Annotated in this window: 15 protein-coding genes and 1 pseudogene; 8 read left to right on the top strand and 8 right to left on the bottom strand. The window is 57.8% G+C overall.

The window, feature by feature from the left end; all coding sequences use genetic code 11:
- Positions 1 to 15 precede the first annotated feature (15 nt).
- Positions 16 to 1,053 (bottom strand): NAD-dependent epimerase, encoded by a 1,038-nt coding sequence (locus tag BW33_RS24710; RefSeq protein ID WP_047601867.1) that lies wholly within the window; start codon positions 1,051 to 1,053, stop codon positions 16 to 18.
- On the bottom strand, positions 1,050 to 2,402 hold the full coding sequence (locus BW33_RS24705) for a UDP-glucose dehydrogenase family protein (protein ID WP_047601866.1): 1,353 nt from the start codon (positions 2,400 to 2,402) through the stop codon (positions 1,050 to 1,052). The genes BW33_RS24710 and BW33_RS24705 overlap by 4 nt, the downstream gene beginning before the upstream one ends.
- A 389-nt stretch (positions 2,403 to 2,791) precedes the next feature.
- Between BW33_RS24705 and BW33_RS24700 the strand changes: the two genes are divergently transcribed.
- The 6 genes from BW33_RS24700 (at position 2,792) to BW33_RS24675 (ending at position 10,462) form a co-directional block, all read left to right on the top strand.
- Positions 2,792 to 4,489, top strand: coding sequence for a sulfatase-like hydrolase/transferase (locus BW33_RS24700; protein ID WP_047601864.1), 1,698 nt, complete (start codon positions 2,792 to 2,794; stop codon positions 4,487 to 4,489).
- Between the two features lie 680 nt (positions 4,490 to 5,169).
- Positions 5,170 to 5,823 carry an ABC transporter ATP-binding protein gene (locus tag BW33_RS24695; protein ID WP_047601862.1) on the top strand — a complete coding sequence of 218 codons (654 nt, stop codon included), beginning with the start codon at positions 5,170 to 5,172 and terminating at the stop codon, positions 5,821 to 5,823.
- On the top strand, positions 5,820 to 8,291 hold the full coding sequence (locus tag BW33_RS24690; RefSeq protein WP_047601860.1) for an ABC transporter permease: 2,472 nt from the start codon (positions 5,820 to 5,822) through the stop codon (positions 8,289 to 8,291). Before BW33_RS24695 ends, BW33_RS24690 begins: the two co-directional genes overlap by 4 nt.
- Positions 8,281 to 9,351 carry a lipocalin-like domain-containing protein gene (locus BW33_RS24685; RefSeq protein ID WP_047601858.1) on the top strand — a complete coding sequence of 357 codons (1,071 nt, stop codon included), beginning with the start codon at positions 8,281 to 8,283 and terminating at the stop codon, positions 9,349 to 9,351. The genes BW33_RS24690 and BW33_RS24685 overlap by 11 nt, the downstream gene beginning before the upstream one ends.
- Before the next feature lie 167 nt (positions 9,352 to 9,518).
- Entirely contained in the window at positions 9,519 to 9,761 is a 243-nt protein-coding gene (locus BW33_RS24680) for a hypothetical protein (protein ID WP_047601856.1), read from the top strand.
- Positions 9,762 to 9,877: 116 nt separating this feature from the next.
- Positions 9,878 to 10,462: a hypothetical protein gene (locus BW33_RS24675; RefSeq protein ID WP_047601854.1), complete on the top strand. Its 585-nt coding sequence runs from the start codon at positions 9,878 to 9,880 to the stop codon at positions 10,460 to 10,462.
- Between the two features lie 328 nt (positions 10,463 to 10,790).
- Here BW33_RS24675 and BW33_RS24670 read toward each other — a convergent pair whose 3' ends face one another.
- Positions 10,791 to 11,597, bottom strand: a complete 807-nt coding sequence (locus tag BW33_RS24670) for a glycosyltransferase family 2 protein (RefSeq protein WP_047601853.1) — start codon at positions 11,595 to 11,597, stop codon at positions 10,791 to 10,793.
- 226 nt (positions 11,598 to 11,823) lie between these two features.
- Between BW33_RS24670 and BW33_RS30580 the strand changes: the two are divergent.
- A pseudogene (locus BW33_RS30580) lies at positions 11,824 to 11,958 on the top strand (VanW family protein); the annotation flags it as partial.
- Between the two features lie 108 nt (positions 11,959 to 12,066).
- The gene (locus BW33_RS24665; RefSeq protein ID WP_047601851.1) at positions 12,067 to 13,041 is read left to right on the top strand and encodes a tetratricopeptide repeat protein; all 975 of its coding nucleotides are present in this window, start codon (positions 12,067 to 12,069) and stop codon (positions 13,039 to 13,041) included.
- Between the two features lie 50 nt (positions 13,042 to 13,091).
- Here BW33_RS24665 and BW33_RS24660 read toward each other — a convergent pair whose 3' ends face one another.
- From BW33_RS24660 to tssI, 5 genes are all read right to left on the bottom strand, one after another.
- Positions 13,092 to 14,117, bottom strand: a complete 1,026-nt coding sequence (locus BW33_RS24660; RefSeq protein WP_047601850.1) for a hypothetical protein — start codon at positions 14,115 to 14,117, stop codon at positions 13,092 to 13,094.
- Between the two features lie 240 nt (positions 14,118 to 14,357).
- Entirely contained in the window at positions 14,358 to 14,705 is a 348-nt protein-coding gene (locus BW33_RS24655) for a hypothetical protein (protein ID WP_047601848.1), read from the bottom strand.
- Positions 14,702 to 19,627, bottom strand: coding sequence for an RHS repeat-associated core domain-containing protein (locus BW33_RS24650; RefSeq protein ID WP_081794249.1), 4,926 nt, complete (start codon positions 19,625 to 19,627; stop codon positions 14,702 to 14,704). Before BW33_RS24650 ends, BW33_RS24655 begins: the two co-directional genes overlap by 4 nt.
- Positions 19,624 to 20,367: a DUF4123 domain-containing protein gene (locus BW33_RS24645; RefSeq protein WP_047601847.1), complete on the bottom strand. Its 744-nt coding sequence runs from the start codon at positions 20,365 to 20,367 to the stop codon at positions 19,624 to 19,626. Before BW33_RS24645 ends, BW33_RS24650 begins: the two co-directional genes overlap by 4 nt.
- Complete coding sequence (gene tssI, locus BW33_RS24640) at positions 20,357 to 22,399, bottom strand: type VI secretion system Vgr family protein (protein ID WP_047601846.1); 2,043 nt, start codon at positions 22,397 to 22,399, stop codon at positions 20,357 to 20,359. The genes BW33_RS24645 and tssI overlap by 11 nt, the downstream gene beginning before the upstream one ends.
- Positions 22,400 to 22,406: the final 7 nt, after the last annotated feature.

Raw genomic sequence — 22,406 nt, 5'->3', positions numbered from 1 at the left:
GTCCTCCGCTGATGTTCAGCCGCGAGCGGCGCGTGGGCGATAGGCAGTGGGGTAGTAGTCGCGAAACCAGGCGATGAAACGCCCCAGTCCTTCATCCAGCTCGATCCGGGGCTGGAACCCGGTGGCCTGGGCCAGATCATCGGTCTCGGCACAGGTGTTGAGCACATCACCCGGTTGCAGGGGCAAGAGCTCGACAATGGCTTTCTGGCCGAGGTGTTTTTCCATCAGCGCCAGATAGGTTTTCAGCTCCACCGGGTGGTGGCCGCCGATGTTGAACAGGCACCACGGCGCCATGCTGCTGCCCGCGTCGGGATGTTCACGATCCCACTCCGGGTGGTCGTGCGGCGGATGGTCGGTGAGGCGCGCGATGCTTTCGACGATGTCGTCTATATAAGTGAAATCGCGCTGGTGCTCGCCGTAGTTGAACAGCTTCAGCGGCGTGCCTTCGGTGATCGCGCGGGCGAACTGGATCGGCGACATGTCGGGCCGACCCCATGGCCCGTACACGGTGAAAAAGCGCAGGCCGGTGCTGGGAATGCCGAACAGGTGGCTGTAACTGTGGGCCATCAGCTCGTTGGCTTTTTTGGTCGCGGCGTACAGCGACAGCGGGTGATTCACCCCGTCATGCACCGAGTACGGCGTGTGCTGGTTGGCGCCATACACCGAGCTCGACGAAGCGTAGATCAGGTGATCCACCGGATGATGCCGGCAGCCTTCGAGAATGTTCAGGAAGCCGCAGAGGTTGCTGTCGAGGTAGGCCTTCGGGTTTTCCAGCGAGTAGCGCACCCCGGCCTGCGCCGCGAGGTGGATCACCACTTGCGGTTGCTCGCGGACAAACAGCGCTTCAATCGCGGCGGCATCGGCCAGATCAATCCGCGCCAGCGGGAAATGCCCGACCTGATCGCGCACCCATTGCACCCGATCGTGTTTGAGCTGCGGGTCGTAGTAGCCGTTGAAGTTATCCAGGCCGACCACCGCATGCCCGTCGCGCATCAGTCGCAACACGCAATGGGCGCCAATGAAGCCGGCTGCGCCGGTGACCAGGATTTTCATGGGCGCAGTCCTTCCGGAGCGATGTGGCGCAGACCGATGCCGCTGTAATGCAGACCGGCAGCGGCCACGTGTTCCGGGTTGTAGAGGTTGCGACCGTCGACAATCACTTTCGAGCGCAGCTTGCTCGCCAGCAGCTCGAAATCCACCACGCGGAAATTCTTCCACTCGGTGCAGATCACTAACGCATCGGCATCTTCCAGGGTGTCGTCGCGGGTGGCGCACAGGTGCAGGTCGTTGCGGTAACCGTAGAGGCGCCGGCATTCGGACATGGCTTCCGGATCGTAGGCCTGCACGCTGGCGCCTTCGGCCCATAGCGCGTCCATCAGGTAGCGGCTGGGGGCTTCGCGCATGTCATCGGTATTGGGTTTGAACGCCAGGCCCCAGATCGCGATCGACTTGCCGGCCAGACCTTGCGGAAATTGCGCCTTGAGTTTGCTGAAGAGGATGTGCCGCTGGCTGTCGTTGACATCGGTGACGCTGCGCAGCAGTTTCAGCGGCATGCCGTTGTGTTCGGCAGTGTGCAGCAGGGCGCGCAGATCCTTGGGGAAGCACGAGCCGCCGAAGCCGCAACCGGGGTAGATGAAGTGGTAGCCGATGCGCGGATCGGAGCCGATGCCTTTGCGCACCGCTTCGATGTCGGCGCCGAGCAGTTCGGTGAGGTTGGCCAGTTCGTTCATGAAGCTGATGCGCGTGGCGAGCATCGCGTTGGCCGCGTACTTGGTCAGTTCGGCGCTGCGGTTGTCCATGAACATCAGTTTTTCGTGGTTACGGCAGAACGGCGCGTACAGCTCGCTCATCTGCTCGCGGGCCGCGTCATCGCGGGTGCCGACGATGATCCGGTCCGGGCGCATGCAATCGGCGAGGGCGCTGCCTTCCTTGAGGAATTCGGGGTTGGACACCACGCGAACCTTGAGGCTGCTGCGGTCCCGGCGCTGCAACTCTTCGTTGGCCTTGGCGGCGACCTGGTCCGCCGTGCCGACCGGCACCGTGGACTTGATGATCAGGGTGCGATCGGCCTCCATGTGCGAGGCGATCTCCCGGGCGACATTAAGCACGTGGGTCAGGTCGGCGGAACCGTCCTCATCGGCCGGCGTGCCCACGGCGATGAAAATCAGCTCGGCATGCGCCACGGCGTCGCTGGCCTGGGTGCTGAACAGCAAACGGCCGGCCTTGATGTTTTCTTCCAGTGCGGCGGATAACCCAGGCTCGCTAATAGGCGGCACGGCTTGTTGCAGTTGTCTGATCTTATTTGGGTCAATATCCACACATAAAACCCGATGCCCTACATCTGCAAGTGCGGCGGCTTGAATTAATCCGACATAGCCGGTGCCAAATACGCTCACGTCCATCTACGCACCCTCGATAGAGCGAAAAGAAGAACTTCGGAAGAAGACTGTAAAAGGGGTATAGCGCAGGGTTTGGAAAGCGTGTCAGCAAAATGACATGTTGCACCTGTATAACACTTGAGCGCTTTTTGGCGATTGGCCATCAAGTCATTGCTGCGATTGAATTTGTTGTTTAGTTGCAGATTTGTTCAGATTTAAAATAAGCGATAAACGGTTGTAAACCGCTAATCTAGAGGCTTGCAGCGTTTGCTGTGTGTCAGATTTGAGTCACCGGTTTTTTGACGCTTTCTGAAGAAAACAGTCAATTCTTGCGCTTTGGGGGGTGGGTGCTAGTGTCAGGTTCTGACTGACAAACCTTTGACTCCCTGCCGTTTTGCACGAGCGGTATCGCCATGTTCAGATATGCCAAAGAAGTACTTTTAATTGTTTATTTGCTGCTTTATTCCGAATATTACGTTGATCGGTTAAATGCTATCGGCGTCGGTTTTGCTGTACTTCTTTTTGGCGCGATGTTTTTGGCGCTTACTTTGGCATTATATCTGACGGCTTATATTCGTCAGACTCTCATTCGCCACTTGTTCGCAATAACACTGTTTGTCTCGGCGGTGTTTTTTGATGTCTATACCCGGGTCACCGCGGATTACCTGAGCTACAGCAATTTTATCTCGCTGGTGTACTCCGGCGGCTTCATTCAGGAAGCCGCCTACCAGTATCGCGACGCGATCATTCATGGCGCGCTCAGTGGTCTGCTGTTGCTGTTCGGTATCGGTCTGAAACCGCGCCATGCACTGGTAGTGCCCAACGCGTTGCGTGTGGCGGCGCCGGTATGTGGTGTGCTGCTGTTGAGTGCGGTGTTGTTCTTGCGGGCGGGCGAGGGCGCGCGCGGTTTGCCGATCATGTACACGCCGCTGGCCTATCTGAACCTGTTCGCCTATGAAGCGCTGCACAACACGGTCGGCCCGCGAGAGCCGGTGACGCTGGCGCGCAGCAACACGGCGGTCAATCACGACATCGTGCTGATCATCGACGAAAGCATCTCCGGCAATTACCTGGACATCAATGCGCCGTTCGGCGTGCACAGCAACCTCAATCAGGCGCACCCGGGCGTCGACATTTTCAACTACGGCTACGCTGCGTCGATTGCCAATTGCAGCGCCGACACCAACGTCACGTTGCGCTACGGCGGTACCCGCGCCGATTACATGCGGATCAACAGCACGCTGCCGTCGATCTGGCAGTACGCGAAAAAGGCCGGTTTGCGCACGGTGTACATCGACGCCCAGCGCACCGGCGGCAATTTGCAGAACCTGATGACCGACAGCGAGAAAAAGGACATCGACGAGTTCGTCCAGTTTGACCGGACCAGCGTGCGTGACCGCGACATGGCCGCCGCCGCAAAGCTGATCGAACTGCTCAACGATGATCAGCCGGAGCTGGTGGTGATCAACAAGGTGGGCGCGCATTTTCCGGTGCACGACAAATACCCGGACACCTTCATGGCGTACCGGCCGACCTTGCCGCGTGGGCAATTCACCGAAGTCGCCGACACCGGCAAACGCGACGGTTTCAACGGCCAGCCGGATGACTGGGTGCTGTACCGCAACGCCTACAAGAACACGGTGTTATGGAACGTCGGCGAGTTCTTCGCCCGAGTGTTTGCCCAGGCCAATTTGCACAATGCGCTGCTGATCTACACCTCCGATCACGGCCAGGACCTGCATGAACGCGGCAACCCCGGGCTCAATACCCACTGCGGCGGCGATCCGGTAGAGGAAGAAGGGCTGGTGCCGCTGGTGGTGATTCAGGGCGATCAGGTGCACGGCCCGGACTGGGCGCAAGCGTTGTCGACGAACAAGGACCGCTCCAGCCACTACAACATTTTTCCGACGCTGCTGCAGTTGATGGGTTATGACCTGGAGGGGGTCGAGGCGCTGTACGGCAAACCATTGACGCTGCCGACGGCGGACGACTTCACCTTCAACTACCGCTTCAATGCGCGGCTGGGGGCCAAGCCTGAGTGGAAGCACATTGATCTGAATACCATTGTCACACCAGGGGAGGCGGCGACCAGTGTGGCAACCGGGCAGTGAGAATTGTGTCGGCTTTACTGGCCTCATCGCTTGCAGGCAAGCTCCCACAGTGTTTTAGGGTGTACTCAGTATTTGTGGGGATCTGAAGAGACCTCCCACAGTGTTTGATGGCGAAGCTGATATTTGTGTACACCCCCATTCCCTGTAGGAGCTTGCCTGCAAGCGATGGGGCCAGTTCGAACACCACTGGTCTGAGAGACCTCCCACAGTGTTTGATGGCGAAGCTGATATTTGTGAGCAACCCCAATCCCTGTAGGCGCTTGCCTGCAAGCGATGGGGCCAGTTCGAACACCACTGGTCTGAGAGACCTCCCACAGCGTTTGATGGCGAAGCTGATATTTGTGGACAACCCCAATCCCTGTAGGCGCTTGCCTGCAAGCGATGGGGCCAGTTCAAACACCACTGATCTGAAGAGACCTCCCACAGTGTTTGATGGCGAAGCTGCTATTTGTGGACAACCCCAATCCCTGTAGGCGCTTGCCTGCAAGCGATGGGGCCAGTTCAAACACCACTGATCTGAAGAGACCTCCCACAGTGTTTGATGGCGAAGCTGCTATTTGTGGACAACCCCAATCCCTGTAGGAGCTTGCCTGCAAGCGATGGGGCCAGTTCGAGCTCCATTGATCTGCTGAGACCGCAATCCGCTATCCTTGCCCCACACTGACCCAACGGATGGCGGCATGCTTCAGGTTCAAGGCGTGTTCAAAAGTTACCTCACCCCCCAAGGCCCGCTCCCGGTGCTGCAAGGCGTCGACCTGACGCTCGAAGCCGGCAGCAGTCTGGCGCTGATGGGCGAATCCGGCAGCGGCAAAAGCACCTTGCTGCACCTGATCGCTGGCCTCGACAAGGTTGATCGCGGCATCATTCACAGTGGCGAGCATCGGCTGGAGCAGATGAACGAAGCGCAACTGGCCGACTGGCGCCGTACTGAAATCGGTCTGGTGTTCCAGCAGTTCAACCTGATCGGCAGTCTGCGGGTCGAGGACAATCTGGCGTTTCAGGCGCGTCTGGCCGGGCGCCATGAACCGCGCTGGCAAGCGCATCTGGTGCAGCGTCTGGGTTTGGGCGATTTGCTCAAGCGTTATCCCGAACAATTGTCTGGCGGCCAGCAGCAGCGGGTCGCGCTGGCCCGGGCGTTGGCGTCGCGACCGAAATTGCTGCTCGCCGACGAACCCACTGGCAGCCTCGATGAAGCCACCAGTGATGACGTGCTGCGGCTGTTGCTGGAGCTGCTCGACGACACGCCGACCACGCTGCTGATGGTCACGCACAGCCCACGCGTGGCGGCGCGACTGGCGCAGCGGGTGGTGTTGTCCAACGGCCATCTGACGTGAACGTATTCTGGCAAACCCTGCGTGCGCTGCTCAGCCACTGGCGGCGGCATCCGGTGCAGTTTTTCAGTGTACTGACCGGGTTGTGGCTGGCGACCAGTCTGCTGACCGGGGTCGAGGCGCTGAACAGTCAGGCCCGCGACAGTTATGCCCGGGCCAGTCAGATGATTGGTGGCGAACCTCAGGCAAGTCTGGCCACACCGAGCGGTGCGACCTTCAGTCAGCAGTGGTTCATCGATCTGCGCCGCGCAGGCTGGCCGGTGTCGCCGCTGCTGCAAGGCCGTTTGGTGCTCAAGGATCACCAGGATCAGCGTCTGCAACTGATGGGCATCGAACCGGTGTCGCTGCCGACGGACTCGGCAGTGGCCGGACAGGCGATGCCGATCGAGCGCATCGTCGAGTTTTTCTCGCCGCCGGGCAGCACGTGGATTTCACCGGAAACCTTGCAGGCCCTTGGCTTGACCGAAGGCGCTACGCCGCAGACCGCCAGCGGCCAGACGCTGCCGCCGTTGCACACGCAACCGGACATGGCGCCGGGCATGTTGCTGGTGGACATCGGTATCGCACAAACCCTGCTCGAACAGCCCGGGCAACTGTCGCGCTTGTTATTGCCGAAGGATTTTCATGGCGAACTGCCGGCCGCGTTCAATGGCCGGCTGCAGCTCAAAAGCAGCGCCGAGGAAAACAATCTGGCGCGCCTGACCGAGAGCTTTCACCTCAACCTGGATGCCTTGGGCTTTCTCTCGTTTCTGGTCGGGCTGTTTATCGTGCACGCGGCCATCGGTCTGGCGCTGGAACAGCGTCGTGGTCTGTTGCGTACGTTGCGCGCCTGCGGGATCAGTGCGCGGATGTTGATCGGCTGTCTGGTCGTCGAGCTCGGTGTGCTGGCGTTGGTTGGCGGGGTGTTCGGGGTCATCAGCGGTTACTGGCTGGCGAGCGTGTTGCTGCCGGATGTCGCCGCCAGCCTGCGCGGTCTGTATGGCGCGGAAGTGGCGGGGCAGTTGCGTCTGAGTCCCTGGTGGTGGTTCAGCGGAATCGGTTTGAGCCTGTTCGGCGCGTTGCTGGCCGGTGCCAACAGTCTGTTACGGGCGGCACGCTTGCCGCTGTTGGCGGTGGCGGATCCGCAGGCCTGGCATCTGCAGCATGCGCGCTGGTTGCGCCGTCAGGGTTGGCTGGCGGCAGGGCTGGGCCTGATTGCACTGCTGGCGTTGCTGTTCGGTGACAGCCTGAGCAGTGGTTTTGTGTTGATGGCCGGGTTGCTGCTCGGCGCCGCGCTGGCGTTGCCGGTGGTGCTCAGCGCAGTGCTCAATCCCTTGCTCGGACGCAGTCGTTCGGTACTCGGTCAGTGGTTTCTCGCCGACTGCCGCCAGCAACTGCCGGCACTCAGTCTGGCGTTGATGGCGTTGCTGCTGGCGCTGTCGGCCAATATCGGTGCCGGCAGCATGACCGCCGGTTTTCGCCAGACCTTCGACGACTGGCTCGAACAACGCCTCAGTGCCGAGCTTTACCTCAACCCGGTCAATCCGGCGCAATCGCGCGAGATGTACGTCTGGCTCAAGCAACAGCCGAACGTCAGCGCGGTGCTGCCCAACTGGCAAGTGGCAGTGTCCCTGCAGGGCTGGCCGGCGGATGTGTTCGGGGTGATCGATCATCCTTATTACCGGCAGCACTGGCCGTTGCTCGAGGCGATCGCCGGTGATCCGTGGACGCACCTGGCGAACGACGATTCAATGATGCTCAGCGAGCAATTGGCACGACGGCTGAAAGTGCGCGCGGGGGATCATCTGAGCGTGCCGACACCGGGCGGGGCGTGGTCACCGCGGATCGTCGGGATCTACGCCGACTATGGCAATCCCAAGGGCCACGTGCTGGTCAACAGCAATCATCTGCTGCGGCTGTGGCCGACTTTGACGCCGAACCGTTTCAACTTGCGCATCGCGCCGCCCGACATCCCGCCGTTTTTGCGCGCACTGCAAACGCGCTTTCAGCTCGATGACAGCCGCATCGTCGATCAGGCGCGGCTCAAGGGCTGGTCGGTGCAGGTTTTCGAGCGTACCTTCGCCGCCACCGCCGCGTTGAACAGCCTGACCCTGGCGGTGGCCGGTGTGGCGCTGTTCATCAGCCTGCTGACTCAGAGCCAGAGCCGCCTCGGGCAACTGGCGCCGCTGTGGGCCTTGGGCGTGACGCGCCGCCAGTTGATGCTGCTCAACCTCGGCCAGACCTGGCTGCTGGCGGTGTTGACGCTGGTGCTGGCGTTGCCGTTGGGGATCGCGTTGGCGTGGTGTCTGGACGCGGTGATCAACGTGCAGGCATTCGGCTGGCGTTTGCCGTTGCGGATTTTTCCGCTGCAACTCCTGCAGTTGCTCGGGCTGGCGTTGCTGGCGACGTTATTAGCCTCGGCATGGCCGCTGTATTCGTTGTATCGCACGCAACCGGCGGATCTGCTGAGGACGTTTGCTCATGAGGATTAATCAGGTTGCGCTGCTGTTCGCGCTGCTGCTGTTGGGCGGTTGCGATCAACCTGTGCCTGAGCAGAAGGGCTTCGCCGGGCTTGGCGATCAGGCTGTGCAGTTTACGCCGGTGGTGCCGGGGCGAGTGTTCAGCTTCCCGGCGGATCACGGCGCGCACGAAGGTTTTCGTATCGAATGGTGGTATGTCACCGCCAATCTCAAGGACCGGCAGGGCCACGATTTCGGTGTGCAATGGACGCTGTTTCGCAGTGCGTTAAAACCTGCGGCAGAGCAACCGGGCTGGGCCAATCAGACGATCTGGCTCGGGCATGCCGCGGTGACGTCGGCCACCGCGCACCATGCCGCCGAGCGCTATGCCCGGGGCGGAGTGGGGCAGGCCGGGGTGAACGTGGCGCCGTTCGAGGCGTGGATCGATGATTGGCGCTTCGCCAGTCAGGCGCAGGATCCGCTGACCGATCTGCAACTCAGTGCCCGAGATAAAGCCTTCAGCTATCAACTGCACCTCACCTCCAGTCGGCCGCTGGTGTTGCAAGGTGACAACGGCTATAGCCGCAAATCCGAACAGGGCCAGGCCTCCTACTACTACAGTCAGCCGTTTTTTCAGGCCAGCGGCACCCTGCAAATCGACGGCCAGACCTACACCGTCAGCGGCCCGGCATGGCTGGATCGTGAGTGGAGCAGTCAGCCGCTGGCAGCCAATCAGACCGGGTGGGACTGGTTTTCCCTGCATCTGGACAGCGGTGAGTCGCTGATGCTGTTTCGCACCCGGCAAACCGACGGCGCGCCGTATCTGACCGGCACCTGGATCCGCGCCGACGGCCGGACCGAAACCCTGCACGGCGAGCAGATCAAACTCACGCCTCAGGACACCGCCAAAGTCGCCGGCCGCCAGATGCCGGTGCGCTGGTCGATCAGCATTCCCGACAAACACCTCGACATCAGCCTCGACGCGCTAAATCCCGACGCCTGGATGAACCTGCGCATTCCTTACTGGGAAGGGCCGGTGCGGATCAGCGGCAGCCATGGCGGGCGCGGCTATCTGGAAATGACCGGGTACTGACTGCTGCATTGCAATCCCTGTAGGAGCTGCCGAAGGCTGCGATCTTTTGCTTTTAATTTTACAAACAAGAGCAAAAGATCGCAGCCTGCAGCAGCTCCTACAGGGATTGGGTTGAACTCCGTTTCGTCGCGCAGCCTCTACAACGTAATACCCGCGGAGAATTGGCCATGAGCGACGACCTGCAACCCCCAGACCTCGCCACCTGGCAGCGCCTGTTCGACGATCAGACCTACTGGCAGCAATCCCCCGACGCTCACTATTTCGACCTGCAACGCATCGCCGACGACCTGCTCGGCCAAGGTGCGATCGATCTGGAGCAGTGGCAGATCCTGCGTGCCAAGGCCGACGAGCTGCACAAGGATTCGCCCGCCGTGAACGTCGCCAATGAACTGGATGACCCTGAAGCCTGAGGAGCCCGCACAAACAACAGCCAAGCTCTGAACAGCGTCTATGCTCAATGGCACATTCGGTGTCGACCCTGCGTGGGCGCCGGTTGTTGCCATTCATTACAGGGAAAGTACCGCTTATGAAGCTTCACGCTCTGGCCAAGGCCATCACCTTCGCAACCGTTCTGTCCGCCACCAGCTTCGGCGCAATGGCGGCGGATATTCCGCTGTCCGCCACCGTCGAGGCCGATCAGGTCACCACCAAAGTGCTGGCCGTCGATGCGGCCAACCATCAGGTCGTGCTCGAAGGCGCCGAAGGTCGTCAGGTTCACGTTCAGCTCAGCGACAAGGCGAAAAACCTCGCCAACCTCAGGGTCGGTGATCTGGTCAAAGTCGAAGTGCAGCGTTCCGTGGCGGCCTACCTCGATACCGATGTGGATAAAGGTCTGCCTGGCACCGTCGAGCGCAGCGGTGAGCTGCGCAACGCTCCGGGCACCGAAAACCCGGGCGGCGAGGCTTATCGCCAGATTCAGGTGCAACTGAAAATTACCAAAATTGATTTGAAGAATAATCAGGTAACCCTGGAAAACCCCCAAGGCCAGTCGAAAATCCTCGACGTTAAAAAGCCTGAAATTCAGGCCAGGCTGAAAGATCTGAAAGTCGGGCAAAGCGTAGTTGTCACTTATACCGATGTATTAAAAGTGACCAGTCAGCATGAAAGCTGAGCATTAACTCTACAAGATGATTGTTCTTGTACAGCTTATTGTATGAGAACAATCATCTGAAATGAGTTGAGCCGTGCTTTGAAAGTTTCACGAAAGGATTTCGTCGATAAATATCTATCAACTTCCTCGTACATAAAATTTACCTTTGGGTATGACGACATATCCGCCAACTTCTATTAAAATCCTTCCCGTTCGCCCAGTGTCAGGGCTCTTTACCGGTGCATGGATTGCCAGGCCATTACACTGGGCGAACACCTCCTCGGAGCGGATGTATACAATTTCAGATAAAAAAGGGCGACTTTGCAGTCGCCCTTTTTTGTGTTCGCGATTATACCGACGCCTGCCCCTCAAAGCGTTTGAGGGTGGCTTCATACATCTTGGTGCGGCGGTGGTTTTTGCCGTACGTGCCGGCGGCGGCGACAGTTCCTGCCTGGATGTGATCCAGATAGCGGAAAATCTTGCGCGGCGACAACAGCTTGATGCCATAGCCCAGGCCGACCATTCGATCCTGCAGGGTATAACCGGGAACTCGGTCATCCATGCAAAAGTGCAGTCCCTGGGACTTCATCAACTTGGCGTTCCACAAGGTGCAAAAACTCTTGAGGTGAGTTTCCCGATAAGGTTTCGGCTCTTTGCTGCGCAAGCCCAACGAAGTTTTCGCCCGGCGAATATAGTGTTTGCAAAACCGCGAAGTTAGTCGCCAGGTGTCTCTGACAATTCCACGATTGATTTGCTCGACACACCCGACTGCGGCGATATCCGAAGTCCTCGTGCACTCGCGCAACATCATCGAGAAGACTTCCTTGTCGTAGACAAAGGTGTCGGTGTGCAGCAGAAACAGATAGTCGGTTTCAACTTTTTCCAGCGCCAGATCCAGCGCCTTGCCATGCGCAATATGTCCCGCTTCTTTGCCGGGGGAGGGGCGTTCGATCAGATTGATCCAGTCCAGCGAGCGCAAATAATCCAGGCTGGCATCCGCCGAATCATTGTCCACCACCCAAACCGGAATGCGCTGCGCCTGAACGTGCTGACGCAACAACTCCAGGCACATCCGGGTGATGTCCGGGGTTTTGTAATTTACCAATACAAGACTGAAATTCGGCGGCGTAACGGCTGGTAAATCAAACTGGCTCATTCGGTAAGCTCATCCGCGGTTGATCGGCGACAGGTGTCTCTCGGTCCGGGATGCTAGCGACGCAAGCTTAGTTGAAGCTTAATTCGCCGTTCAGCGAGCCATTCGAAGTGTGTCGAGACACGACATCTCGCGCACGTAATCCGGTCCACACGTTAAACTGCGCGTCTTTACCGGATAGGCGGCGCTTTGGCTTCGCCACCATATCAATGGCGTCATCATCGCTCCCGGTGACGCACGACGCGTTATCGGCAGCGGAATCTGCGAACTGACCAATCTGATCCAGATGACAATCCACTTACCGCTGGTAGTTGTTGAACGCTCCAACCGCGGCTTCGATCCATTCCCGGACGAGGGGCGAGTTCAGAATCGGGTGGTGGTTGGTATGAGGTTGCTGATCAAGCGTTTGAAGCAACATGGTGATTACTGCCAATTTTTTGCCTGGATTTTTTAAGCCACAAGGAAGTATCAAATGAGCAACAGTTTCAAAACTATCGGTGCGGTAGGCACTGCTTTTTTTTCGATGTTCATCGCCTGTAATACGTGGGCACAAGAGCCGCGTGAGCTCTACGACGGGATGAAGGCAGGGAAGTGCGCACCGAATTCGGAACATCTGCATGAGCAAGCGGTTGCAGGTGATCTTGAAGCGCAGACGCAGTTTGGCAAAGCCATTCAGGAGAACCTTTGCGGGGTGGTCGAGCAGTGGTCGCCGGGCATGCCGGAAGAGTGGTTTCGCAAGGCTGCAGAGCAAGGTAATGCCGAAGCGCAAGTCGGACTTGCTGAGGAGCTTCGTTGGGACCGGAGTGTTGAGGGTGAAGATGCAGGTGTTTATTGGGATCTGAAAGCGGCGGAGCAGGGTAACGCCAAAGCTCAATTCAGTCTGGCGCAGATCTATCATCGCGGCGGCCGATCAATCAAAAATCTCAAGGATATGGACAAAGCGTTGGCGTACTACAACCAGTCGGCCGAGGGCGGTTATGTCATGGCCTATATGTTGCTGGCTTACATCTACGAAAAGGGTGACGAAGTTCCTCAGAGCGATGTAACCGCAGCAAAATGGTTTCTTAAGGCCGCTGAGGCAGGAGACGCATCTGGTCAAAACAATATAGCCGAGATGCTTGCCACCGGGCGCGGTGTGGAAAAGGATGAGAAGCTTGCTGTTGCTTGGTATCGGAAATCGGCGTTGCAAGGAAACCAATACTCGCAATATGAATTGGCGCAGATGCTGGAGCAGGGGCGTGGAACTACGCGCAACGAGCGCGAAGCTGCGAAACTTTACCGCCAGTCAGCGGACGCAGACTTTGGCAACGCTCAGTTGGCATTAGGCAAGATGTATGCGCAAGGGCGAGGAGGACTGCCCAAGAGCCGATCCAAGGCGGAGTTCTGGATGCTCAAGGCAGTGGGTCGTTATGCGCCTGGAGCCAAGGAAGAACTGGAAAAGCTCTGAGATACAAGCAGAAGGGGGCGATTAAAATCGCCCCCTTCTGACTGAATGAATCAGACCTCTTGACTCCAGGCTGAGAGCGTGATGACCGTTCCTTCGTCTTCTCTATTGCTTATTTCGATTTTGTAAGTACCGCCACCGACGTAACCCTCGACCAGCGCTTTTCGTTGGTTGCCGCTGATTTCGGCGTCCTTCGCATGCTGCTGATAGAAATTGATGACATCTGCATATGCGGTAAAGGTGCGGAGAATGACCTCAAACTCATGTTGAGGACGTCCGGCAATTTTGTCCCAATCACCTTCAATCGGAGATCCCTCCATCCCCGGTGTGGTGAATACACCGTGAGCACCAGCACCTATCAGATGCGCCCGCTGTGGCAGCATCGCCAGCATTGCTTCAGGGAAATCGGAAGGTAACTGAGCTGCCGTCCAGGCACCCTGGTTCGGGTTAGTGGCAGCGTATTCAATGGTCGCAATTTTCTGCGCGGCCGCCCGTCGCTCCGGATTATCGCTTTCCGCCCACATGGCCAAGAGCGGCGGCAACTGCTTGCTCCAGCCAATCAAGGGTTCTGCGTCAGCTTTTTTCGCGCCTTGTGGCTGGAAGATCGTCAGCACCGTGTCCGGCGCATCATTACAGGTCAAAGCCTCGTCACGAGACTTCACCGTGCAATGACCATTCACCAAGCCGACAGCGATCAGTTGACCCTTGTCATCCAGTAACAAAGCCCCACGGTCGAACCCGTTGTTGCCATCATCCATGGCGGTGATCATTTTTCTGCCGACAGGCACACCCTGTTCAAATATCGACATTTCCGAATCGAGCGCTTCCAGAACTTGTTGCACGATCATCGTTTTGTCGTTGGTGTAGCTACCTGTTTGGTATCCAAAGAAATCGACTAGCGCGGAACGAATGGCTGGATCCTTATTGAGCTTTGGCGCTCTGTCCGGGGCTGGGTCATTGGTGAGTAGCAGGGCCGTCGTTCCGTCCGGGCGTTGTTCGGAGCGAAGGGATAATGCGGTGGCACTAAGGGAGAAGGTTAGGGCGAGGAGAAGGGTTAGAGGGCGATTCAGGTGTTTCAAGGGGACAGTCCTTTGAGTGTGTGATCCGGTTGCTGTAATGTCGGTGGGAAAAAGGGCACGGGTTTATTTTCGGAAAAACTGGGCTAGAAAAAGGTGCAAGCCGGAAAATAAATCTATCCCTTTGGTCTTGTCCCCTTTGGTCGCTAGAGTGCATGTTGCACCATTCAGCAGCGTTGTTTGTATAGGCGTTTTGGGGAAATTGGGTGAACGCCATTTATAACAATGCTCCCAATTTTTTCGTCAATTTTTTTCTTTGTATTTTTTTAGGCAGTTTAGAAGAATCGACATGAATTGGCGCTTATCAGCTGGGTCCTCAGCAAGGTATGTGGTGATATCCGAGAATACTCGGTTAAATTTTTCATTTTTATTTAGATAAAAGGTGAGTGTGTCGATGTACCACTGCTGTTCACTCGCTATGCGGCATTTGAATTCTGGCTCAATGAGCGCGTCAAATAGTTTGACAAGTTCATCTTCGCTGCTTGTGTCTATGTTCGCTATAAATGTTGCTGTGGTGTCATCTTGTTCGCTGTTTACGTCAATAGGAAATAATAGTGAAGGTAGTATGTCGAGGCTAGGTTCAAGTTTCATTTTTCATACTTTGGGAATGAGGTTTTTGGTAGACCGTTAGTGTCCAGAATTGTAACGGCTTTAGTTTGCTGTTTGTACTTTGTTCCGCCCTTTTTGTATCCCTCTCCGATTATGCCGCCCATGCTCATTGGACGCTCAGCCAATGCTTTGTTTCCAGTGTTTTTATATATTCGCATTGCACGTTTTATAGCTGTCAGCTGCGCTTTGTGACTGGTGTATCTTGTTGAGTTTGGAGTGATTGTCTTGCCGTTTGGATATGTTTCTACTATGCCTGTGGTCGGGTTTTTTCCAGTAGCAGCACGTTCCATCTGCGACTGAGTGGTAGTTTGCGCGCCGTGTTTTTCAAGGAAGTGATATCTTGGCGAAAGATCCTCCATTGATTTTAGCTCTTTATAAGCTATTGCCTCTGTCAGCTCATGAATCCTTGCTTGTCGTTCAGCACGAGACATTGTTGGCGCATTGGGTTCTCCGTCGTTAACTGCGGCTTTTTTAGTAGGGTTATTAACGTCTTCAGTTGATGTCCCTCCGTTACTACCTGGACACCCATTCAACCCCAATGGATCCACCCACCCCGTAGGATTAGGCACGTACTGGTAGCTATTCAAACCGCCTGCAAGCTTGATCGGGTCCGGCGTCAAAAACCTTCCAGTCCCAGGATTGTAGTAGCGGTGCCGGTTGTAATGTAACCCCGTCTCGGCATCGAAATACTGACCCTGGAAGCGCAGCGGGTTATCAATCTCGCTGACATCCAGCGCAGCGAGGTTACCGTAGGCGCGGTACTTCGCGGACCACATGATCTCGCCACTGTAGTCGGTGAGTTCCTGCGGTGTGCCCAGATGATCGAGTTGGTAGTAAAACGGCGTGGCCTTGCGCGGACCTTCGCCGTCGAGCATCGCCAATGGGCGGAAGCTACCGGGTTCGTAGATGTAGCTGCGATAGCGGTTTTCGGCGCTTTCCGCGATCAATCGTTCGCCTTGCCACAAGAACTCGGTAGTGTGGCCGTCAACGGTTTTTTCGATGCGTCGACCGAATGCGTCGTATTTGTAGGACACGGTGCTGCCACCTGGCAGGCTTACGCCGATCAGGCGGTGCTGGCAGTCGTAGCGGTATTCAGTGACGAGTTTCTGGCCGGCACCACGGCGTTCGCGTATCAGGTTGCCGTAGGCATCGTAGTCGTAATGGCGATCACCCTGCATCAGCAGACGGTTGCCTTTGACGTTGGCGAGGTTCGCTGTGCCTTCGTTGTTCTGACCCAGCAGGTTACCCGCCGGGTCGTGAGCGAAGCTTTCCGGTGTGGCGCCGCGCACGCTGATGAGTCGGTCGAGCGGGTCGTAGTGGTAGCTGCGCTTGCCTTTGCGGCTGTCATCGATACCGGCGAGGTTGCCGTTGGCATCGTAGTTGTAGCGTCGCTGGAACAGGTCTTTGTCGCGTTGGCTGACGCTATGGGCTTGCAGACGGCCCTGTTCGTCGTATTGGTACTGACTAAGTAAAAGACCTTGCTGGCGCTGCTGCTCGCGACCTGCGCTGAACTGATGGCTGGTCAAGCGTGAGCCGTTGAGGTCGATGCTGCTCAGGCGTCCGCCGGACAGGTGACGGTAGTCGAGTGTGCTGCCGTCAGGGAGACGGCAGTGACTCAGTTGGCCAACGCTGTCGTATTCGTAACGCGTGGTGCCCCAGCCCTGGTGTTCGGTTATCAGGCGATCCTGCACATCGTATTCATAGGCGAGCGGCCAGTGGCCGTCGTCGACATTCACCAGACGACCCAAAGCGTCGTAGCCGTAATGAATCTCTTCGCCGTCGGCTAGGGTTTTCACCAGCAGCCGGCCGGCAGCATCGCGCTGATATTCGGTAATCAGCTCGCTGCCGTCATCGCCGAACTCGGTTTTCTTCAGCAACTGGCCGTTGAGGTCGTATTCGTAGGCGGTACGGCGACCGTCGAAGCCGGTTTCCTGCTGGATCAGGCCGTTCGAGTAGTAATCGAGCTGATAGCGCTCACCGCGCTCGTTCTCGATCTCGGTGAGGTTGAGTTGCGAGTTGTCGTAGCGATAGCGCAGTTGGCTACCGTCTGGATTGATGCGGCGGCTGACCAGGTGCAGGTTGTCGGCGTATTCGTAACGAGTGATGCGCCCGAGTTCGTCGCGTTCGGCGGTGACCCGACCATACGGGTTATAGGTGAACGCGCGAGTGGCGCCGCCTGGCAGGGTTACTTGGGTCAGGCGATCAGCGGCGTCCCATTGATATTGAGTAATCGCGCCAAATTCGTCCTGACGAGTGATTTGTCGGCCAAGTGCATCGTAGCGATACTTGCGTTGACCGCCGTCCGGCAGGCGTTCTTCCAGCAACTGGCCGAGGTTGTTCCAGCCCAGTTGATGGCGGCCGCCGTCGGGGTGACGAATTTCCAGCAATCGGCCCTGACGGTCATAGCTGTAGTGGGTCTCGTTGCCGTCCGGGTCAGTTTGTTGGGTGATATCGCCCTGACGGTTGCGCTCATATTTCCAGCGGGCCTTGCCACGCTGTACGTCGATAAGTTGACCGTTGAAATAGTTGTATCGGGTTGGAACACCTTCTGGCGGGATCACCGCGATCAAGCGGCCAGCTTCGCTGTACTGATACTCGGTAATCGCGCCCATCGGATCTTTTACTGCGACCAGACGGCCCTCATCGTCATAGGCGTTTTGCGTTTCACCGCCATCAGGCGCAGTTTCGGAGACTAGGCGCGCATTTTCGTCATGCACATAGACCAACTCACTGCCGTCAGCGTTATAGACGGTCACCGAGCCTTTGTCGTCCCACTCGTACCGCGCTTCCATTTGCGCATAATTGGCCCAGTGACGTACACAGCGAGAGTGTTTGCCTTCACGTTCCCATTCCCAGAAGAAACTGGCGCCGCCGGCCATTTGCCGTTCGAGAATGACGTTCTGATCGTTGTACCGGTAGTGCTCGGTTTCACCGGCCGCATTTGTCGAGGAAACCAGTTGATTCCGTGCGTTATATCGGTAGGTGACAAGTGTCTGAATGGTCAGCCATGGATCCTGGCGCTCACCACGTTCGGTGTATTCCGGGCGCTGTTGCTGCTGATCGACGGCCACAATGTGTCGGTCGTCGTAACGCAGTAGCAGGGCACGGCCTGCGCCGTTATCGATACGCTGGATGCGGTCAACGAAGTCGTAACTGATATGCAGTCGATTTTCGTAAGCGTCGCTGATGGTAGTCAGGCGGCCAGCTCGGAAATGGTAGAAGCGAGTTTTGGAGCCTGCCTGCGTAAGGATCAATTCTCCGGGAGCATCCCCAAGGAAGATCGCTGCCTGGGCAAGGCTGTTGGTGATGGCCGGACGTTGCTCGGTCGGCATCGGGAAACGGGTCTGGCGGTTCTCATTGTCGGTCCAGAGCACGCCTTCATCGTCTACCAGCAGGCGATGAGAGAGTGAATGGCTCCAGCCATGGCCGAGGCGGCTGTCGATTTCCACCGCACTGCTGCGATAAAGGCGAGTCCACTCGAATGGCAGTAGACCACCCAGTTCGCCATCAGTCAGCGTGAGCAATTCTTCACCGGTCACCATCGACACGGGTTCGCCGTTGGAGCAGGTTTTGTCGACGCATTGCGCAGGTTCGTCAGCCGGGTTTTTCGACTGTTTGGGCGCGTTATCGACGGGTTCTACCTGTTCGACACGCGAAGCCGGCTCATCTTTTTTACGGGCCTGAACCTGCGCATCGGATTCCACTTTTCCACCGCTCACCGGTGGCTTGTTTTTCGGCGCTGTAGCGGTTTCTGCAGGTTTAGGGGACGCAATCTGAACATCTGCCTTGCGTGCCGGATTGAACTTTGAATCACCATTAAGCAATAACGGTTTCGACGCCTCGGTATGCGGCGTAGCTTTGGATTTGCTGACTTTCATCAGCATGCCGGTAAAGTCTTCAATCAGTTTTATGACCTTACCGCTGCTCTGCACACCCTTGATTGTTTTTGTACCGATACGCACGGCCAGGCCCAAGCCCCCCGTCAGAACCACACCGACCAGAATGTTCAGCAAGAATTCAGTGCTCATCTGCGCCAGTACTTCTGTGCAGGTCTGTGGCGGCAGCATTCTTATCCACGCCACAATGGCAGCGACGTAGATCCACATCAGTGGTTCATCGCTGGCGATCAGCAGGGCTGTGTGGATGGCCTCTGACGAGGCGTCATAAATCTTCTTGATCTGTTCTTCAGTGAAGAAATTTTTCAGCTTTTCGTAGTTTTCGCGGGGGTGTGCAACGAGGTCATAGAGGCTTTTGATATCGCCCCACAAACCCATGATCGCTTTGAGAAAACCTTCCCACGCTGCTTCCAGTTCTTGCAGGGCGCGGCCGCCCAGCGATGCATCGGTATGCGCTTGCCACAGTGGCAGGAAACTGGTGCTCCACTCGGTTTGCAGCCATCCGCCCAATTCACCAATCACGCCTTGATAGGAGTTGAACAGGCTATCGATCTGGGCAGGCGTGGGATTTGGGAAGAATGTAATCTTGTATTGCTGATTGGGGGTGAGTCCGGAAACTTCCAGAATCCCCGTCGAGTCGATGGTTTTGTTGATCGTCGGACCCACTTCGTTCTTGCCAATGAAGCGGCCATCTACGACGGGCGTCAGGCGTACCGGCGTATTACCAATCGGAACAAAACGCGCGGATTCGAAGCTATGTACCAGCACGAGCTTGCCGTTCGCCGGGCAGTTGGCATAAAGCGTATTTTCCTTTTTGCTGTCCTTGTCTGCAGTGCCGACTTCGTCTCCGACCTTGAACTGCTGCTCAGCATCCAGAATGCCGCCATACCAGGCTTCGGCGTGTTCGCGGTAATCCTTCAGGCACTTCTTGAAGTCGGCGATGATTGCCTGAGCATCAGGTTGCTTTGCTGTGAGGCCGCCAACGATCCCACCCATCAAAACGCTCATACAACCACCTCACTTTCCAGATGGGCTTTCAGCAGCCCGGCAAAATTTTCTTCCGTGAGCGGCGTGCGTTTTACAAAACGCGCCACTTTTTGTTTCAGGTTCGATTCGGGGAACGAGAAGTACAGATCGGCATGTTCATCCAGCAACCACTGCATCATGTTGCCAATGATGGTTGATGGATTTTCGGCCATCAGACCATCCAGCAAATCCTTCGGCACCTCCCACCACGGCCAATCCTTCACCTTCGGCAACACCCGCGTCCCAACCTCCAGCGTCTGTCCATTAATCAAATACCGCTCAAACACCGGCAGTACTTCCCCAGCCTTCTCCCCAAGCCCCTTCAGAATCGGGTAGATATGCCGCCCATCCCAGAAGCGGAAAAACACCTCAGTCCCGTCGGGCATCTTCACCTGGGTCAGGCTGCGCAGATGCTCGAACACGTTGTTCGGTTCGGCGCGTGAGACCGCCAGCCAGCCCCAGTCGAGCGCGTCGGTTTCGGCGATCCAAGGCAGGAATGCCGAGTTCGGTTTGAGTTCGGTGACGTAGGGCATCACCGGTTGCCAGGTGGAGTAGGGCGTGCCGCCCCAGATCGGCAGGAGCTGGGCGGTGGGTTCGGTCAGGTACAGGGTTTTCAGCGCGTCGGCATCGCTCGCCGCGCTGATGATCAGGTACAGGCGCTCGCCGGTTTGCAGCGGCTGTTGTGCCAGCCAGTCCTTGGGTGTCAGTCGATCAGATGGCACAGGCACCTGCCTTGCATTTTTCGCATTCTTCGCAGAACGGCGCGTTACGTTTGAGGGTGTTGATCTGGGCCGGGGTCAGGACCTGGCCGGCCTTGTCGGCATCGGCCTGTTTCAGCACGCCGGGCATCAGCGGGGCGGCGCCAGTGCCGCTGCCGGGGCTGCCGCCGGAGTTCATGTTGATCACCGGGCCGCTCATGGTCACGCCGCCGGCGTCGATCTTGATGAAGCTGCCGCCGCCGACCAGGGTCAACTCGGCGCCGGCTTCCATGACGACTTTCATGCCGCTGCTGAGGTGGATTTCCTGGCCGGCGTCGATGAACTGGCCGGTGCCGATCTTGATGTGCTGGTTCACGCCCACGGTCAGGTGGTCGTTGGCGCGGGCTTCGACTTTGCGGTCGGCGTAGACGGTGTGGTGTTCTTCGGCCTTGAATTCCGTGTAGCTGTTTTGCTCGACGGTGTCGTGGCGTTCGTTGCCGACGCGGATCTTCTGGTCGTGCTCGATGTTCTCGTCCCAGTCGCGCTGGGCATGGAGGAAGATCTGCTCCTGACCTTTCTTGTCTTCGATGCGCAGTTCGTTGTAGCCACCGCCGCCCATCGAGCTCAGGGTCTTGAAGGTGCTGCGGGTCTTGTTCGCTGGCAGCGGGTAGGGGACGGTGTTTTCCTTGTGGTACAGGCAGCCGCTGATCAGCGGTTGATCGGGGTCGCCTTCAAGGAAGGTGACCAGCACTTCCATGCCGATGCGCGGGATGGCGATGCCGCCGTACTGGGCGCCGGCCCAGGCGCTGGAGACACGCAACCAGCAACTGGTCTTGTCGTCGGCCTGGCCTTCGCGGTCCCAGTGGAATTGCACTTTGACGCGGCCGTACTCGTCGCAGTGAATCTCTTCACCTTTGGGGCCGGTGACCACGGCGCTCTGGCTGCCGAGAATGCGCGGTTTCGGGTGGCGCAGCGGTGGCCGATTGGGCACGTCCCACGGGGTCGCCTGGAAGCGGTTGCGATAGCCCTGGTGGAAATCGTCTTTCAGGGCAGTGGTGTCGCTGGTCACCGATTCTTCCAGCACTTGCGGCTGTTTGCCTTCGTGCAGGACTTCGGTGAGCAGCCACAGGTCATTCCACTTGGCTTTCGGGTGCTCGGTCAGAGCGAGGAAATGGCCGCTGACCAGCAGCGGCTGGTCGCTCTTGCCTTCGGCGAGCTGGAAGTCGCTGCGGTGACGTTCGAGGGCGCGTTTGGCCAGGTGCTTGCCGCGCTCGCGGTCGATGAAACGGCCCGGATAGTCATAGTCTTCGAGGTCGGGCAGGGCGTCGCCGCGGTTTTCGCTTTCCAGCGTCAGGCGTGGTTTTTCGAAGTCGTAGTCGCGGCGGGTGGTGCGACTGGTGCGGGTTTCCAGGCGCAGGTCGAAGCGCTTGATCACCGGGTTGCTGGCGACCATGCCGGAGTCTTGCTGGTAGGCCACAGGCTGGAGTTTCGGGAACACCGTCTGGTCATCGCCGAACACCAGCTTGTGCGCCGTGGTGCTGTGCTGGAAGTGGTAGTGAATACCTTCCTCCTCGCACAGACGCTGGATGAAATGCAGATCCGATTCATCGTATTGCACGCAGTAGATGCGCTCGGGATAGATGGAACCTGTCTTGAATTCGTAGGCGTTACTCTGGATACCGTGCTCTTCGAGAACCATGCCGATGATTTTTGGCACTGTGAGGTTCTGGAAGATCCGCTGGTTGACGCGGTGCGCCAGGTACGACAGTTGCGGGCGCAGGGTCACCGAATAGCGCGTCAGGCGTTTGCCGGAATCGCCCTGGGCGGCGCGGTAGATCTGGCCGTGAATGCCGCTGCCATCGGGCGACAGCTGCAGAAAGGCCGGTTTGTGCAGCAGGGTTTCGAGGTCCAGCGACGGCTGCTCACTGACCAGCTCCACCTCAAACACAAAAGGCTGGCTGATGGCTTCCCGGCCGGTCAGGGTGAATACCTGAAAATCGGCGGAGAGCCCTTCGATGGTCAGGGCAAAGTGGGTTTCATTGGCCGGCGCGAACATCCCTTGT

The organism is Pseudomonas sp. RIT288, assembly GCF_000631985.1.
Classification (GTDB): domain Bacteria; phylum Pseudomonadota; class Gammaproteobacteria; order Pseudomonadales; family Pseudomonadaceae; genus Aquipseudomonas.
This window is presented reverse-complemented; position numbering and strand designations above follow the sequence as displayed.

Coding starts and splice junctions, on each gene's coding strand:
- BW33_RS24710 (WP_047601867.1), bottom strand. CDS start 1,053: ATGAAAATCCTGGTCACCGGCGCAGCCGGCTTCATTGGCGCCCATTGC.
- BW33_RS24705 (WP_047601866.1), bottom strand. CDS start 2,402: ATGGACGTGAGCGTATTTGGCACCGGCTATGTCGGATTAATTCAAGCC.
- BW33_RS24700 (WP_047601864.1), top strand. CDS start 2,792: ATGTTCAGATATGCCAAAGAAGTACTTTTAATTGTTTATTTGCTGCTT.
- BW33_RS24695 (WP_047601862.1), top strand. CDS start 5,170: ATGCTTCAGGTTCAAGGCGTGTTCAAAAGTTACCTCACCCCCCAAGGC.
- BW33_RS24685 (WP_047601858.1), top strand. CDS start 8,281: ATGAGGATTAATCAGGTTGCGCTGCTGTTCGCGCTGCTGCTGTTGGGC.
- BW33_RS24680 (WP_047601856.1), top strand. CDS start 9,519: ATGAGCGACGACCTGCAACCCCCAGACCTCGCCACCTGGCAGCGCCTG.
- BW33_RS24675 (WP_047601854.1), top strand. CDS start 9,878: ATGAAGCTTCACGCTCTGGCCAAGGCCATCACCTTCGCAACCGTTCTG.
- BW33_RS24670 (WP_047601853.1), bottom strand. CDS start 11,597: ATGAGCCAGTTTGATTTACCAGCCGTTACGCCGCCGAATTTCAGTCTT.
- BW33_RS24665 (WP_047601851.1), top strand. CDS start 12,067: ATGAGCAACAGTTTCAAAACTATCGGTGCGGTAGGCACTGCTTTTTTT.
- BW33_RS24655 (WP_047601848.1), bottom strand. CDS start 14,705: ATGAAACTTGAACCTAGCCTCGACATACTACCTTCACTATTATTTCCT.
- BW33_RS24650 (WP_081794249.1), bottom strand. CDS start 19,627: ATGAGCGTTTTGATGGGTGGGATCGTTGGCGGCCTCACAGCAAAGCAA.
- tssI (WP_047601846.1), bottom strand. CDS start 22,399: ATGTTCGCGCCGGCCAATGAAACCCACTTTGCCCTGACCATCGAAGGG.